We start from the raw sequence: 15,014 nt of genomic DNA, 5'->3' as shown, positions 1-15,014 counted from the left end.
GTGGTGGGGCGGGCGGGTGGTCGGCGGCTGGGGCATGCGCGGTGGCGCCATCCGGTGGCGGCTGCTCGAGGACGCCGGCGCCGAGGCGGCCGCCGCGGTGGAACGCGCGGCCGCCGAGCTGGAACCACGGCTGGGCGGCTCGTCGATCATCCCGAGCTTCCGGACGCCCCTGGAACGCGAGCTCGCCGGCTGACGGTCAGCGCGCCCCCGAGGCCGGGCCGATGCTGTCCTGGTTGTGCAGCGCGAGCCAGCGGCCCCGCTCGAACACGAACGTCACCCCGATGACCAGCGGCTCACCAGGGGCGTCCGGGGCGGGCGTGTAGACGGAGTCGAAGAGGACGAAGCCGGTGCCGCAGCCGCGCACTTCACGGGTCAGCTCGGTGAACGTCTGGGTCCAGCCGGGCGCGGCGAAGAACCGCTCGATGAAGCCCATCGTCTGGTCCTTGCCGTAGAGGACGCCGCCGTCGGCGAAGACGGCGGTGACGTCCTCGTGCAGGACGGCGGCGAACCCGTCGACGTCGCGGTCGTGGGTGGTCTGGACGTAGGCGTCGACGGCGCGGTCGAAGCTCTTCGCGCACAGCCGCTGCGGCAGCCCGGCGGGTGACGCCTCGGCGGCGGAGCCGGCCTGCGACGCCGCGGGGAGCGCGGCGGCGGCGAGGACGGCGACGAGCGGCAGGGCGGCGCGAGCGCGGATCTTCATGACTGCTCCTCTCGGTACGGTGCGCCGAGTCAAGTGCCGCCCGGAGCGGGTCGCGAAGAGATTCGACCTGGGTCGAATCCGGCGATCCCCGGCTATCGTGCATCCGTGATCGTGGTGGACGTCGACAGCGCCAGCCTGGCGCGCGTGCGGCTGACCCCGTCGCCGACCTACGAGCTGGTCGGCTGGCTGCTGCTCGCCGCGCAGGGGCGCCGGCACCCGGTTTTCGGCGATCCCGGTCCGGCCGCTCGGGCCGCGCTGCGCGATCCGCGGACGGCCCTGGTCGCGGCCGTCCTGCCGGCCGGCGGGCGCGGGTACATCCCCGACCTGCTGACGCCGCAGCCGCCGGCCGGGCGGCGCGCCCGCCTGCTCGAGGCGCAGCTCGACGCCGTCGCCGCCACCCCGGCCTCCGTCGTGGACCAGCAGCTCGCCTGGTGTGCGGCGGAGCGGTCACTGCCGGACGAGGTGCGCTCCGCCGCGATCGCCGGCACGTTCGCCGTCCGCGTCGCCGAAGGGATGCGGACGTTCTGGCGGGCGACGCTCGCCGACGGCTGGGCCGCGCTGCAGGGCACGCTCGACGCCGACATCCGGGCCCGCTCGCACCGCCTCGCCGAGTTCGGCGTCGGCGCCGTGCTCGCCTCGCTCCACCGGGACCTGAGCTGGGCCGGCGGCCGGCTGGAGGTGCGCAAGCCCTACCACGAGCGGCTGACGCTGCACGACGACGAGCTGGTGCTGGCGCCCTCCGCACTGCGCTGGCCGGCGTTGGGCGTGCAGATCTGCGCGCCGGGCAACGCGGTGCTCTGCTATCCGGCCGACGGACTGGGCGCCGGGTCGGCCGCCGGGCACCGTGGCCGTGCGGTGTCCGTACTGCTCGGCAGCACGCGCGGCGCACTGCTGTGCGACCTCGGCGAGGCGCGGTCCACCGCCGACCTCAGCGCGCGGCACGGCCTGGCCGCGGCCACCGTCTCGCACCACCTCGGCGTGCTGCTGCGGGCCGGGCTCGTGCACCGCGCCCGGGACGGCCGGGTGGTCCGCTACCAACGCAGCACCCGCGGCGACGTGCTGGTCGGCGACTGAAGGCGTGCGTTCCGCCGGCGGCTGCGCTTAGGCTCGGAGACATGTGCCGCAACATCAAGCCTCTCAACAACCTCGCTCCGCCGGCCAGCAACGACGAGGTGTACGACGCCGCGTTGCAGTACGTGCGCAAGATCGCCGGCACCCGCAGCCCGTCGCAGGCCAACCGCGATGCGTTCGACCGTGCCGTCGAGGAGATCGCGCACTCCACCCGGCACCTCCTCGACGCGCTGGTCACCAACGCCCCGCCGCGCGACCGCGAGATCGAGGCCGCCAAGGCGCGGGCCCGCTACCAGGCCCGCATCGCGGCCGGCGCGCCGCGCTGACGACTGCCGGTCACAGTCCGCATCGCCGCAGCTCTTCGTCGAGCGGCCGACGCCGCCGATAGCGGTCGCGGAGCTCGGCGAGATACGTGTCGAACTCGGCCGAGCGGTTCGCCTTGGCCGATCCACGGCATCTCGGGCCGCTACTCCAGATCCATGGCGATCGGGGCGCCGATCTCGACGGTACGGCTCACGGTGCACAGGCGGTCGTGCGACTTCTTGGCGGCATCGGGCAGCACATCGCGCGCGGCGTCGCCGTCCTCGCCGTCGGGGAACCGGATGCGGATCGACACCTCGATGTCCTCGAGCCGGTTGCCCTGCTCGTCGCGGATCTTGTTCGCGGTGGTCACCATCTCGAACGTCTCGGGCTCCGCGCGGCGCGACGTGATGAGGTCGATGTCGATGGCCGAGCACCCGGCAATGGCGGTGAGCAAGAGCTCGACCGGGGTGAAGTCGCCGTCGTCGCCCTGCCCGAAGGTCAGTTCGCCGCCGCGGACATTGGTCGCGACGTAGCGGCGCTCGCCGACTCGTCGCAGGGACACCGTACGTCGTGCGTTCTCAGCCATGCGGTAAAGCCTGACACGCGGCGTCCGGCGGTCAGCGGGTGGTCGTGCCGTGGTGCTCCAGCAGCTCGCGGGCGAGCGCGCGCCCGGCGTCGGCCAGCGCGGGCGGGTCGGTGACGAATGCCAGCGGCCCCGCGGTCAGCAGCAGGATGCCCAGCCGGCGCTCCACCGGCGGCAGCAGCCGTACTCGCAGCTTCACCGACTCCTCGTCCTCGTCGAGCAGCTCGGAGCTCTCGGCGAACCGGTCCACGGCCCAGCGGGCGTCCTGCGGCACGACCAGCTCGATCTGCTGCTCGTACCGGTGGCCGGCCAGCCGGTCGTCGACCTCGGGCGGCCGCTCGAACGTCTCGTCCAGCACCGTCGCCTCGCGGATACCGGTGAGCAGGAAGCTGCCGACGACCCGGCCGTCGGCCGACATGCCGGCGTCGACCTCCCAGCCGCGGCGGGTGCGCAGCAGGCGGTACGGGGCGATGCGGTGCTCCATGCTGTCGTCGCGCCACACCGGTGTGTACTCGACCCGCACCCAGCGCCGCTGCCGGATGGCGTGGATGAGGATGCCGGCCAGCTCGGCCTTCCAATGGTCGTCGACCGGGCGGATGCCCGTCAGCATCGTCTCGCCGAGCGCCCGGAGCGCGCCGTCGAGCACGTCGTTCTCCGGCTCCAGCGACAGCAGCGTCTGACCGGCGCGGTAGATGTGCGCGAGCTCGGCCGGCGACGTGTGCCGCACGCCGATCTCCGCGGCCGGGTCGTCGGTCGAGGCGCGCACCACCTCGGCGACGGCCGGGTCGACGTCGTCCGACTCGCCGCCGGTGCCGAGGAACTCGATGCGCACCTGCCGCAGTGGCCCGGGATCGAACGCGGCGCTGTCGGCGCAGTAGAACGAGACGAGCTCGTCGCGCAGGGTCCGCTCGTCGACGTCGAGCTCGGCCGCCAGCCGGCTGAGCGGGATGCCGTCGGGGTGCATGGTGAGGATGCGAAGCGCGTGTGTCACCCGCTCGAAGCGGCGGACGAACACGGGCGGAAGAACGCTCATGGGTCAGTCCAGAAGTGATTCCAGCTCCTGCCGGAGCTCGCGGCGGATGGTCTCGGGTCCCAGCACGCGGACGCGCGGCCCCAGCTCGTAGACGCGGCTGCGGAACGCCGCCCGGTGAGTCACCCGGATGGTCAGCCGGACGACGTCGTCGTCGATCTCGTGGTACGACGGCGTGCCCAGCAGCGTCTCGACCTGGTTGCGGTGCGCCGGCGTCGTCTCGACGGCGACGTCCACCGGCTCGTCGACAGGCCAGGTGAGTGGGTCGACGTCATCGCGGTACGGCTCGTGCCGATGGTCGGCGGTGCGCGGCAGGTCGACCCGCACGCGGGAGATGCGGTCGGTGACGAACTCCTTGTCCTTCTCGCTGCCGTCTTCGTGGCCGACCAGGTGCCAGCCCGAGGTGCCGGGATAGACGAAGTGCGGGTGCACGACCCGCTCACGCCGCTTGTAGACGAACCGGAGCCGGCAATGCCGCTCGAGCGCGTAGAGCACCTTGTTCAGCGCGTCGTCGTTGCGCTCGGCCCGCGGCGCGGTGCGCAGTTCCGGGATCGGCGGCGCCTCGGTGCCCGCGATGCCGGCGCGCGCGGCGAACGCGGCATCCCCGGCGACCAGCGCGGCCCGGGCCAGCTCGGTCTGCTGTTCCGGCGTCAGGCTCAGCCGCAGCCGATTGTCGCCGGCGAACGCCCGATAGACCGCGGTCTGACCGGGCGGCGCGGTGTTGCGGATGTCCCACCCTGCGCCGTTGAGATCCTCGATCAGCCGTTTCAACTGCCGTACATGATGGTCTTCTCCCCCGCCGAAGGCCGCGATCTTCAGCAATCGCGGCGTAGGGATCCCCTTCGGCTCGGCCGCGGCCAGCGCGACCAGCACCCGCGTCACCCTCTCCAAAGGACCGAGTTGGTCCCGTCCACCAGCCATGGCGCCCCTCCACAGCAACATCGGACGATCATGCTATGCCCGTGTCATGAGAAAGGCCAGACTAGTTGGTCATTTCTCATAGGGGAGAATTGCCTGGCGTGTATTGTAGCTAAATTCCCCTAGAACGCTTGGAATGCGTTAGGCACAAGGTGGGGATAGTTTCACTAGGTGAACTATTCCATGGGCGCCTTTGTGAGGGTGCGCCGACCGCACTCAGTCGTCGCGCTCGAGGGAGTCGCGGAGGAGGCGGCGGATGAGGACCTCGACGAGCATGCGGTCGTCGTCGCGCAGGAGCTTGAAGAGGTCGAAGAGGTCTTCGCTGCGGGCGGGCCGGGGACGGTGCTCGACCTCGGGTTCGCGCGGCGGCGGCGCCGGGCGCTCCAGGTGCTCCATGCCGGCAGGCAGCGGGGCGGAGTGGAAGATCGCCAGCGACTGCGTGCAGCGGGTCATCGCGACGTAGAGCAGCCGCCGGCCGAGCTCCGTACCGCCGGCGATCTCAGCCGGCTCGACCAGCGCGATGGCGTCGAACTCGAGCCCGTTGGCGAGGTCGGCCGGGAGCAGCGTGACCGCCTGGGCGAGGTCGCCGTCGCGGCCGTCGCCGACCTTGACCCCGGCCGTCTGGCAGTACCGCAGCACTTCGTCGTACCGCGCCGGCGCCACCACTACGCCGACCTTGAAGCCCGTCCCGGCCGCGGCCTCGCCGGCCGACAGCGCCACCGCTGCCTCGTCGCCCGGATCGACCCGGCGGACCAGCGGTATGCCGAGCCCGTCGCGCAGCGAGCGCGTGAGTTCGAGCGGGCCACCGTCGGGCACTTGCCGCCGCGACAGCTCCACGACGGGGCGAGGGACGCGGTAGCCGAGGCTCAGCGTGGCTTCGTGCGACTCGGACCCGAAGTAGCTGGTCAGCTCGCTCCACTCGTCGTGCTTACCGGGGCCGGTCGAGCACTCGAGGCCGCCGGCCAGCGTGACGTCGCGGCAGCGGCGGGCGATGGCGCGGGCTTGCATCGGCGAGAGGTTCTGCGCCTCGTCGACGACGGCGTGCCCGTAGCGTGGCGCCGTGCGGCCCAGCAGGTGCGCCAGTTCGTCGAGCAGCACGAGGTCGTCGACGGTCCACGGCTCGTCGTCGGCGGACGCGGCCGGCTCGCGGTACAGCACGTCGCGCTGGCCGGCCTTGAGGAGGTCGTCGGCCAGCTGCTCCAGCAGCGTCGGCTCGGCATACAGGCCGCGGAGCAGGTCCTCGGGCGTGGCCGGCTCGCCGGTCGCCTCGACCAGCCGGCGCAGCACCATCGCCATGACGGCCGAGCCCTTGACCCGCGCCGCCTCCGGCCGGGTGTCGCGGCCGCGGAGGCGGGCCGGGCCGTCGTACAGCGCGGCGATGTCGGTGATGACCGCGTCGGCGCGGAGCCGCGGCAGCGCGCCGGCGACGTAGCCCCGCAGCGTCGGCGTCGGGACGACGACCAGTAGACCGCCGCCCCGGACGGCGTCGTCGTTGGCGGCCAGCCAGGCGGCGCGGTGCAGTGCGGTGATCGTCTTGCCGGTGCCCGGGCCGCCCTGGATGACGAGGACGCCGCGCGCCGGCCGGCGGATGATGTCGTACTGCTCGGGCCGCAGCGTGGCGGTGGCCTCGGCGAGCGCGCCGGTGCGGAACTGCTCGAGCGCCGCGACGACGACCTTGCTGACGACGGGACGCTGGTCGCGCCCGGAGCTGACGTCGCCGGCGGCGCCGTCGGCGATCTCGTCGTGCACGGCGATGACCTGGCGGCCGCTGACGGTGACGACCCGCTTGAGCGTGACGCCTGCCGGGTCGGTGGCGCAGGCCCGATAGAAGGCGCCGGCCTCGGGCGCGTGCCAGGCGACCACGACGGTGTCGCCGGATTCGTCGCGGACGTCGGCGTGACCCACGTAGCGCGAACCGCCGGCGTCGTCGACCCGGCCGAAAAGCGGCGGCAGGTCCGGCGCGCCGTCACCCAGAAGGGCGTACGAGTGGTCGAGCTGCTGCTGCTCGTCGTCGAGAGCAGGATGTGTCGTCACGTCTGTCCTTCCATCCCCACGGTGTGCCGGGTTCGACGTCGACAGCTGGCGACCTACCCCGCGGAACCTCCCGCGCCGTTGCGGTATTTGACCATGATTGCGCAGATCCTCGCGTGGGTCAGGCGAACGACCGGAAAGATGCCTTCCAGTGACCTGGTCACCCCGACGGAGTCGCCCCGCCGTCGTGCTGCTCGAGCACGAACACGATGCGCTCCGCGTCGACGTCACGTCCCTCCAGCCGCAGCTCGACGGCCCACCGGTGCACCGCGTCGACGTAGGCACGGTAGCGGGCCGCCCGGCTGCGCGAGCTGGCCAGCCGGGCTGTGCCGCCGATCTGGAGCGTGCGGTTGAGGGTCGCGTAGACCCGGTCGTCGAGTACCAGCGGTTGCCACCCGCGCCCGGCGACGTAGCCGGCCGCGGCCCACCAGCGGCTGGCCGGCGACTGGCCGACGCCGCGCAGCGACCACGCCCGGTAGTTGGCTTCCAGGGCGCCGTCGTTCAGGCTCTGGCCCGAGCGAAGCCGGCGCACCGAGTCGCCGAGGATCCGGTGCGCGCGGTCGGGGTCGCCCAGCGCCCGCGCCGTCGATCGCAGCGTCGCGTTGACGGCGCCCGCCGACGCCCAGGCCATCGTGAGCACGAACGCCTGCAGCACCTCGCGCTCGTTGCCGACGTCCATCGCCTCGCAGGCGGCCCGGACGCTGGCGAACGTAACGGTGCGGTCCTTCGCCTTGGAACCGGCCAGTGGCGCGGTGTACACGCGGCTGCGCAGCAACGCCGTGACGTCGAGCTGCGGCTGCACGCGGTAGAGCACCGCCGTCCAGTTCGGCGGCCGGAACCGGACCGGCCGCGGCTGGACGTCGCGGTACTTGTCGACGAGCGCCGACAAGCCGGCCGGCAGCCCCGTGCCGCTGATCGTGCGCACCATGGCGCCCCCCGTGGGCAGCTGTGTCTCCAATTCGGGACATTACGCCCTTGGGTGGACTGTTGGTCAGGGGTTTATCGACTGGGCGGTGCACCTCCGTTGTGGTGGAACAGCACGAACTCGATCCGCCCGGCGTCGACGTCGTGGCCGGCGAGCTGCAGGTCGACGGCCCAGCGGTGGACGGTCTCGACGTAAGCGCGGTAGCGGTCGGCGCGTCGCCGTGAGCCGGCCAGCCGGGCCGTCCCGCCGATGCGGAGGGTGTCGTTGAGCGTGGCGTAGACGCGGTCGTCCAGGACCAGCGGCTGCCAGTCGCGGCCCTCGGCGCGTCCGGCGAGCGCCCACCACTTGCTGGCGTAGGACTGCCCGACGCCCGGGAGCGACCACCAGCGGTGCACCTCTTCCAACGCGCCGTCGCGCATCGACCCGGCGTGGCGCAGCGCCTTCGCGGCGTCGCTGAGCACGCGGAACGCCCGGGCCGGGTCGAGGATCGCCCTCGCGGTGTTGGCCTGATAACGCCCGCCACCCAGCCCGGAGGCCCACGCCATGGCCAGAACGAACGTCCGCAGCACCTCCTTCGTGTCGTCGACGTTCATGGCGGCGCAGGCCGCGCGGACGCCGTCGCGGCTGACCATGTGGTCGTGCGTCTTCGACCCCGGGACGGCCGTGGTGAAGCGGCGGCTGGTCAGCAGCCTGGTGACCTCGAGCGACTCGGGCACGCGGATGAGCGCGTTCTGCCAGGTGCTCGGCCGGATGCGGGCGGGCTGCTCGCGCACGTCGGCATAGCGGTCCAGCAGATCGCGCAGCACCGGCGGCGGCGACGTGCTCATGGGGTCACGCTATGCGGCGGGACTGACATGATCGGGGGTCGTGACGGTGATCCGCCGCGTCGCCGTCGACCACCTGACGAGGATCGACCTCCGCCCGCCCGAGCTGGTGCCCGTCGCCGCGGAACTCGCCCGGACTCATCCTGCCGCCGACGTTCCCGCTTCGGAGGGCTCGAGCAACGCCTCGACGAGACCGATCAGATAGCCGACCTCCTCCGGCGTCGACATGAGCTCGTAGGCATGCAGGTGACAGGCACGGCTGAGACCGTCCCACGCGATCATCGCGCTCTCAGCGGCCGCATCGTCGCCCAGGCCGCGCAGGCAGACGAGCTTGGACCGCATCGTGGCTCCGGGCGCTTGGGCGCCGAGCTGCGCGAGCCGTTCCACGATCAGCTCCTCGAGCGCTTGCCGGGCCAGGATCGCGGCCACCCGAGACACCTGTGCCGCCGGGACGGCGTGGGTGCCGCCCAGGACCCCGCGTGCCTGGCGGAGGACCTCATCGGCGTTGGTCATCGGCGACGTAGCTCCTGGACCAGGCGTTGGACATCGCGGATGGCGCCGATGGGGTCACTGCGCAGACCGTCGTGCGCGCCCGAACCGACGACGTCGAGGGCCGGCCGCCGCCAGGGCTTGCGCGCCCGCCACGACGACAGGTTCATTTCCGCGTCACCGGACAAGGCGAGTCCCAGCCGCTGCCGGGTCCGCCGGGCGTCCTGCCAGACCTGCTCGACCTCGGTCCGAGGCGCACCCGCCTGGATCCGGCCGGCGAAGTAGACGTCGCGGGCGGCCGCCTCGACGGCGGCTCGGCACAGCCCCGGGAGCACGCGCAGCTTGATGTCGGCAGGGACCTGCGGATCCCAGGCGATCGCGAAGGCGTCCTCGAGGTGTCGCTGCGCCGGATCCGATCCGGGTCGTACGTCGACGGCGGAACGGCCGGTTCTGGAGACTTCCAGGATGCGGGCGTCGACGCCGAGTTGCCGCACCGCGGAGGTGAGGCGATCGTCGTGCGATAGGACGACGACCTGGCGGTCGGCGGCCAGCTCGGTCAGGACCCGGACGAACCCGTCGACCTTGGCCGGGTCCATCGCCTGGATCGGGTCGTCGAGCACGATGAAGCGGAACGGGCTGCCGGGCATCGTGGCGCGGGGGATGAACAGCGCGAGTGCGAGGGCGTGCAGCTCGCCCTGGCTCATCACACCGAGTGCGCCGGCATCCTCGCCGTCGACCTCCGCCACCAGCTCGATGTGCCGTCGGTTGCCCTGACCCCTCGGCCGGATGGCGCCGAGGTCGACGTTGCTGTTCTGGCGCAGGGCGGCCCAGATGTCGCGGGCCCGGTCGGTCAGCCGGTCGAACTCACGCGTCCGGAGCTCGTCGACGGCAGCCTTCATGAACCGGTGGGCGGCATCGACGTGCTCGCGGGCCGGGTCGTCCGCCTGCACGCTCCGCGCCTGCTCCACCCACGTCGCGAGCCGGAGCGCGACCGGCGTCCACGCGTCCTCGTGCTCGGACAGGACCTTGGCCGCCTCGTCCCGGAGGCGCGCGTACGCGACGGCCAACCCGTCGTACTCGGCGTCCAGGCGTGCGGCCAGCTCGTCGTCATCGGCGGCCGGGCGGCTCCAAACCGTCCACGCCGCGAGCGCGGGTGCCTGAGCCTGCAGGGCGAAGCGCTCGACCGCGATCGGCTCGCCGACAGCGCGCACGAGCATGCGCGCCCGGTCACGGGCGAGATCGAGGCGCTGGTACGCCTTGCTGTACCCCTCCGCGTCGGCCGACGCCCCGGCGAGTGCGGCCTCAGCGTCCTCTTGCCATGCGGCGTTGAGCGTGCCGCCGCCACACACCGGGCAGGGCACTTCGCCGTGGTCTCGGTGGAGCTCCAGGGCTTGCCGAAGAACTGCGGCCCGGCGGGCCGCCAGCTCGGCCGCGTCCGCGGCGAGCGCCTTGAACTCCGCCGCGGCCGCGCGCAGCTCCCTGGCCGCGGCCGAAACGTCATCGTGCGCCGGTACCATCAGCCGGGTCAGCCCACGTAGCCGGGCGAGGTCACCGGAGGGCTGCGCCGCCTGCCGGCCGGTGGCGACCGCTTCGACGGCTGCGAGGTCGGGGCGGTGTCTGCGCAACAGGTCGTGCGCCTGCGCCGCGCGCTCGTCGGTCGATGCCGCGAGCAGCTTCTTCAACTCCGTGCGTTCTGCCTTCACCGCCTTGGCCGGAGCATCCAGCTCCTTCGCAATGGCGGCCAGCCGCTGCAGCGCATCGGTGGCCTGCTCGATGCCGAGGATCGCGTCGAGGGCGTCGAACAGCCTACTGGGGCCCTCCTGCAGGATTCCGCCGAGCTCTTCGTAGGACAGGATCGGCCGATACAACTCGAGCGGCCGGCTCCAGCCCAGACTCGTCGCGCCGGACTCCCGTCGTCCGCCGGACCGCTGGACCCACACCTGCCGGTCACCGAGGCCGGCGCCGTCGGCCCAGTCGACGCCGACCGTGGTGGTGCCCGTGCCCTCCTCGGCCAGACCGACCAGGATGCTCGCGCTCGCCGAATGGTGCAGGTTGCGCCAGTGCTCAGACCACACTGCCGTTCGCTTGCTCCACCGGTAGCTGTTGCCGGTGAGAGCAAGTTCCAGCGCCTCGGAGAAGCTGGACTTGCCCGAGCCGTTCCGGCCGGCGACCACCGTCAGTCCTGGGCTCGGGTGCAGCGTCAACTCTGCGGCGGGACCGATGCCGCGGAAGCCTTCGACACGGATCGAGGTCACGAAGGCACCCACCGGCGGCGCGGACTCCGGTGGCGCCGGCGGGCGTGGAACAGACCCCTCGCTGCGATCGGTGCGCACTGCGGCGGCGAGTTCGTCGTCGCTCTCGAGTGCGGCGAGGACCAACACCGTCGACTCGTCCGTCAACGTGTCGTCGGCGTCGGCCAGCTCCAGCACGGCACCGATGACGTAGCCGTCGTCAGGGGCGTCGTGGTCGGTCATCGGACGTGCCCTCCTCGACCGTGGGTATTCGATCAGGCGATGTCTAGCAACGACCTCGGACAGTTCGCCGCCCGTCAGTCGGCATAGTGGGCGAGGAGGTCGCGGGCGAGATCGGTGCCGGCATCGCGCAACGTGGTGGGCGTGTTGACCCACGTGTCGGGTCCGGCGACCAGGAGCAGCAGCCCGAGCCGCTGCTCCACCGGGGGCAGCAGGTGCGCCCGCATCCGGATCATGTCCTCGTCCTCGCCGAGCACCTCGACCGACTCGGCGAAGCGTTCGATCACCCAGCGGCTGCCCTGGGGCGCGACCAGGTCGATCATCGTCGTGTGGCGGTTGGCGGCGATCCGGGCGTCGACGTCCGCTGGGCGCTCGAACGTCGACGGCAGGACGACGGCGTCGCGGATGCCCGACAGGAGGAAGGTGCCGACCCGGCCGCTGAAGGCGTCGTCCTCGACGAAGCCGGCGTCGAGCTCCCAGCCGCGGCGCGTCTTGACCAGCCGGTAGGGCTCCACGACGTGTGAGCGGACGCCGGGCTGCCAGGCGCGGGCGTAGGTGAGCTCGACCCTGCGGCGGGACCGCAAGGCCTCGCCGAGTGATGCGGCGAGGTCGGCCAGCCAGGTGGATCGCCCGGTGCCGAGGCCGGCCAGGACGGTCGCCGTCAGCGCCTGGAGCGCGCCTTCGAGCGCGGCGTTCGCCGGTTCCACGGCGAGGAGGTCCTGCCCAGCACGGTAGATGCGGGCCAGCTCGCCGACGGTGACGTAGTCGGCGCCGACCTCCTCGGTGGGCCGCGGCGACGCGGACACGAACTCGGCCTCCGCGGGTTCGACGTCGACCCCGTCGGCGTCGTGGAAGCGGATCGTCGTCTGACGGATCGCGTTCGGGCTGAATGCCGGGTCGACATCGGCGCGGAAGTAGGCGCGCAGCTCGGCCCGCAGCGTCGGGGCGTCGGTGCCCACGCGCTCGGCGAGGACGGCGATCGGCAGGCCGCCGGCGTGCAGCGACAGCTCGTTGAGCGCCCGCGTCACCCGGTCGAATCGGCGGACGTACTGTGGTGTGCTCACGACGCCCTCACCGCAGCGGGCTCACGAAGCGGCGCAGATCGGCCACGATCTCGTCGACGAACTCGGGCGGCGCGACCACGCGGGCGCGGCGGCCGAGCTCGTAGAGGCGGGCCCGGAACGCCGCCCGGTGCGTCACCGGCACGGTCAGCCGCACGACCTCCCCGTCGGCCTCACGCGCCGACGGCGTCCCCAGCATCGTCGTCACCTCCGGCTCGTGCTCGGACGCCGTCTCGACGACGACGTCGATACGTGGGTCGCGGGTCCACGTGATGGGGTTCAGCTCGTCGGCGGTCACCTCGCGGACCGGGCCGGCAGTGCCAGGCGCGCCGAGTGCCACGTCGGACATCCGATGGGTGACGAACCACTTCATCTCCGAGGAGTCGGTCTCGTGGCCGTACAGGTACCAGCCGGACGCGCCCGGACGAACGAGCTGCGGGCGCACCACCCGCGGCCGGCCCTTGTACGTGAAGCGGACGAGGCAGCGCTGCTCGACGGCGTACGCGGCCTCGGTGAGAGGATCGGGCGCCGCCCGCCGCGGCTCACCCGAACGGACCAGGTCCTCGTCGACCGGTGCGGGAACGTCCCCGAGCCGCTCGCGAAACCCGGGGTCGCCCGCGACCAGTGCGGCCCGCACCAGCTCGACCTGTTGGTCCGGCGAAAGCTCCACTCGTAGCCGGGTGTCGCGTGCGTACAGCCGGTAGTGCGCGTCGACGCCGGGACCGGCGACGTTGCGGATGTCCCACCCGATCGTGGTGAGCGCGGTGACGTCGCGGCTGAGCTGGCGCTGCGCGTCGTAAGTGGAGTCGGCGCCGTACTCGCCGATGGCCACCAACCGGCCCGCGGGTAGGCCAGCCGGCTCGGCTGACTCGAGCGCCAGCAGGAGCCGGGTGAGTCGCTCCAGCGGGCCGAGCTGGTCACGTCCTCCTGGCATGCGTCCCCTTCGCCGACGACAGGTCGCCGCAACCCTAGGAGGCACCCCGGACACAACGCGCGCGGTGAGGTCGCAGCCGGCGGTGGGCGCGGAAATCCGATGGAGTCCGGCCGGTGGCCGCCCGTATCGTCGAGGGATGGGATCGGACCCCACCACGACCAGCGCCTTCACGGTGGAGCGCGCAACAGGAGGTGTCGCGCTTCGACGCCGGAGGAGGTGACGGTGATGGACGCCGAGCAGGAACCGGCACGCACGGACGCCGAGCAGGCGATTCGGCGGATGCCGGCCGGCGTCCGGGACACGCTGTCGTGGCTGGCGCATCTGCTGGACACCACGCTGCCGCTGCGGACGGCCGAGGACCACGACGAGTTCGCCCGGCGGCAGCTGGCCGGCGATGACCCAGGGATCATCGCGGTGCGGGAGCGGCTCGGCCCGTTCACGGCGCCGCTGGTGGCCCGGGTGCTGGCCGAGGACATGCGCGCGCACCCGCCGTCCGACCTCGCCGGCCTGGAGAGCGACGAGAGCCCGCGGTGGGACCGCCTGCAGCTCGACGACACAGTGGAAACAGTGCCGACGTCGCTGGTGGCGGCGTTCGCGCCGGGCATGCTGACCGCCGCCCCGCTGGTCGTTGCCATTGACGCGAGGTGGTCGGACAAGGAGCTGATCGTCCACGCCCGTGCGGCCGACGTCGAGGCGGCCGAGCGGTACCTGCAGGACGTCGTCGCGCGGGCGCGTGGGCCGCGGAACTACTTCAAGGGCCGCTGCCTGCACATCCGCGCCGACCGCGGCGGGTTCGAGGTGGTGCCGGTGCCGGTGCCCGACGAGTCGCGGGCCGGCGTCATCGTGCCGGCGGCGGTCTGGGCCGACGTCGACCTCAACGTCGCCGGGCTGTTCCGGCGCCGCGACCTCCTGGAGCGGCTCGGCCTGGGCACCAACCGCGGGCTGCTGCTGTACGGTCCGCCGGGCACCGGCAAGTCGGCGCTGTGCCGGGTGCTCGCCGCCGAGCTGGCCGGCGACGTCACGGTGGTGTTCTGCGACGCGCGCAGCATCGCCGACGCGATCGAGGCGGTGTACGAGGAGCTGACGAGGCTCTCGCCGGCGCTGGTCGTCCTGGAGGACCTCGACCTCGTCATAGGCCGCCGTCGCCAAGGCAACGATCTCGGGCTGCACGGGTTCCTCGCCGCCCTCGACGGCGCCATGAGCCGGCACCAGGGCGTCGTCACGGTCGCCACGACCAACGACCCGCGGGTGCTCGACGACGCCGCCGTTCGGGCCGCGCGGTTCGATCGGACGGTGGAGGTGCCGCCGCCCGACAGCGCGCAGCGGCGCGCCATCCTGCGCCGCTACCTGGGGCCGCTGGCCGCCGCCGTCGAGGTCGGGAGGATCGCCGACGCCACTGACGGCGCGTCCGGCGCCGACCTGCGCGAACTGGTGCGCCGCTCCGTGCTGGCCGCCGGCGACGCGGTGACGACGGCGACGCTGGCGCGGTTCGCCGGCGACGGCAGCTGGTCACCCGCGACCGGGGCCGGCCTGTACGTGTGACGCCGGCCCGATCGGCGGCCGCGGCCGGTGCGGCGCCTACAATATCCACCGTGTCACGGCCACGGCGTGACCACGCGGCTGGACTCCGGTCGACCTGCCCGCACCCCCAAGACCGAGCAGGTCGACCAGAGC

14 protein-coding genes and 1 pseudogene are annotated in these 15,014 nt (G+C 72.8%); 4 read left to right on the top strand and 11 right to left on the bottom strand.

The genetic code is table 11. The features are described from left to right. Nucleotides 1-193: pseudogene (locus tag E1262_RS30285) on the top strand (winged helix DNA-binding domain-containing protein); the annotation flags it as partial. A gap of 3 nt (nt 194-196) precedes the next feature. Here E1262_RS30285 and E1262_RS10575 read toward each other — a convergent pair. After that, the gene (locus tag E1262_RS10575; protein WP_132103089.1) at nt 197-700 is read right to left on the bottom strand and encodes a YybH family protein; all 504 of its coding nucleotides are present in this window, start codon (nt 698-700) and stop codon (nt 197-199) included. A 105-nt stretch (nt 701-805) separates the two neighbouring features. Between E1262_RS10575 and E1262_RS10570 the strand changes: the two genes are divergently transcribed. Both E1262_RS10570 and E1262_RS10565 read left to right on the top strand, forming a co-directional pair. After that, a complete protein-coding gene (locus E1262_RS10570; protein ID WP_132103088.1) occupies nt 806-1,774 on the top strand; it encodes an ArsR/SmtB family transcription factor in 969 nt (322 codons plus the stop codon). A 41-nt stretch (nt 1,775-1,815) separates the two neighbouring features. Beyond that, a complete protein-coding gene (locus E1262_RS10565) occupies nt 1,816-2,097 on the top strand; it encodes a DUF2277 domain-containing protein (RefSeq protein ID WP_132103087.1) in 282 nt (93 codons plus the stop codon). 140 nt (nt 2,098-2,237) lie between these two features. Here E1262_RS10565 and E1262_RS10560 read toward each other — a convergent pair whose 3' ends face one another. From E1262_RS10560 to E1262_RS10515, 10 genes are all read right to left on the bottom strand, one after another. Then, nucleotides 2,238-2,660: an OsmC family protein gene (locus E1262_RS10560; RefSeq protein WP_132103086.1), complete on the bottom strand. Its 423-nt coding sequence runs from the start codon at nt 2,658-2,660 to the stop codon at nt 2,238-2,240. Nucleotides 2,661-2,691: 31 nt separating this feature from the next. After that, nucleotides 2,692-3,690 (bottom strand): helix-turn-helix transcriptional regulator, encoded by a 999-nt coding sequence (locus tag E1262_RS10555; RefSeq protein WP_132103085.1) that lies wholly within the window; start codon nt 3,688-3,690, stop codon nt 2,692-2,694. 3 nt (nt 3,691-3,693) lie between these two features. Next, nucleotides 3,694-4,569, bottom strand: coding sequence for a helix-turn-helix transcriptional regulator (locus tag E1262_RS10550; RefSeq protein WP_162605858.1), 876 nt, complete (start codon nt 4,567-4,569; stop codon nt 3,694-3,696). 252 nt (nt 4,570-4,821) lie between these two features. After that, entirely contained in the window at nt 4,822-6,639 is a 1,818-nt protein-coding gene (locus tag E1262_RS10545; RefSeq protein WP_132103083.1) for a helicase domain-containing protein, read from the bottom strand. 157 nt (nt 6,640-6,796) lie between these two features. After that, complete coding sequence (locus E1262_RS10540) at nt 6,797-7,564, bottom strand: 8-oxoguanine DNA glycosylase OGG fold protein (RefSeq protein WP_132103082.1); 768 nt, start codon at nt 7,562-7,564, stop codon at nt 6,797-6,799. Between the two features lie 71 nt (nt 7,565-7,635). After that, nucleotides 7,636-8,388: an 8-oxoguanine DNA glycosylase OGG fold protein gene (locus E1262_RS10535; protein ID WP_132103081.1), complete on the bottom strand. Its 753-nt coding sequence runs from the start codon at nt 8,386-8,388 to the stop codon at nt 7,636-7,638. Nucleotides 8,389-8,523: 135 nt separating this feature from the next. Next, nucleotides 8,524-8,814: a hypothetical protein gene (locus E1262_RS10530; RefSeq protein WP_203453744.1), complete on the bottom strand. Its 291-nt coding sequence runs from the start codon at nt 8,812-8,814 to the stop codon at nt 8,524-8,526. Between the two features lie 80 nt (nt 8,815-8,894). Beyond that, complete coding sequence (locus E1262_RS10525; RefSeq protein ID WP_132103079.1) at nt 8,895-11,348, bottom strand: ATP-binding protein; 2,454 nt, start codon at nt 11,346-11,348, stop codon at nt 8,895-8,897. A gap of 74 nt (nt 11,349-11,422) precedes the next feature. Beyond that, entirely contained in the window at nt 11,423-12,409 is a 987-nt protein-coding gene (locus E1262_RS10520) for a helix-turn-helix transcriptional regulator (RefSeq protein WP_132103078.1), read from the bottom strand. Nucleotides 12,410-12,416: 7 nt separating this feature from the next. Next, nucleotides 12,417-13,340, bottom strand: a complete 924-nt coding sequence (locus tag E1262_RS10515) for a helix-turn-helix transcriptional regulator (RefSeq protein ID WP_162605857.1) — start codon at nt 13,338-13,340, stop codon at nt 12,417-12,419. 225 nt (nt 13,341-13,565) lie between these two features. Between E1262_RS10515 and E1262_RS10510 the strand changes: the two genes are divergently transcribed. After that, nucleotides 13,566-14,882, top strand: coding sequence for an AAA family ATPase (locus tag E1262_RS10510; protein ID WP_162605856.1), 1,317 nt, complete (start codon nt 13,566-13,568; stop codon nt 14,880-14,882). Nucleotides 14,883-15,014: the final 132 nt, after the last annotated feature.

Source organism: Jiangella aurantiaca (genome assembly GCF_004349105.1).
GTDB classification, from domain to species: domain Bacteria; phylum Actinomycetota; class Actinomycetes; order Jiangellales; family Jiangellaceae; genus Jiangella; species Jiangella aurantiaca.
This window is presented reverse-complemented; position numbering and strand designations above follow the sequence as displayed.

Excerpts from the sequence above, each read along its gene's own strand:
- E1262_RS10555 (WP_132103085.1), bottom strand. The coding sequence starts at position 3,690 with ATGAGCGTTCTTCCGCCCGTGTTCGTCCGCCGCTTCGAGCGGGTGACA.
- E1262_RS10510 (WP_162605856.1), top strand. The coding sequence starts at position 13,566 with ATGGACGCCGAGCAGGAACCGGCACGCACGGACGCCGAGCAGGCGATT.
- E1262_RS10575 (WP_132103089.1), bottom strand. The coding sequence starts at position 700 with ATGAAGATCCGCGCTCGCGCCGCCCTGCCGCTCGTCGCCGTCCTCGCC.
- E1262_RS10535 (WP_132103081.1), bottom strand. The coding sequence starts at position 8,388 with ATGAGCACGTCGCCGCCGCCGGTGCTGCGCGATCTGCTGGACCGCTAT.
- E1262_RS10525 (WP_132103079.1), bottom strand. The coding sequence starts at position 11,348 with ATGACCGACCACGACGCCCCTGACGACGGCTACGTCATCGGTGCCGTG.
- E1262_RS10565 (WP_132103087.1), top strand. The coding sequence starts at position 1,816 with ATGTGCCGCAACATCAAGCCTCTCAACAACCTCGCTCCGCCGGCCAGC.
- E1262_RS10560 (WP_132103086.1), bottom strand. The coding sequence starts at position 2,660 with ATGGCTGAGAACGCACGACGTACGGTGTCCCTGCGACGAGTCGGCGAG.
- E1262_RS10515 (WP_162605857.1), bottom strand. The coding sequence starts at position 13,340 with ATGCCAGGAGGACGTGACCAGCTCGGCCCGCTGGAGCGACTCACCCGG.
- E1262_RS10540 (WP_132103082.1), bottom strand. The coding sequence starts at position 7,564 with ATGGTGCGCACGATCAGCGGCACGGGGCTGCCGGCCGGCTTGTCGGCG.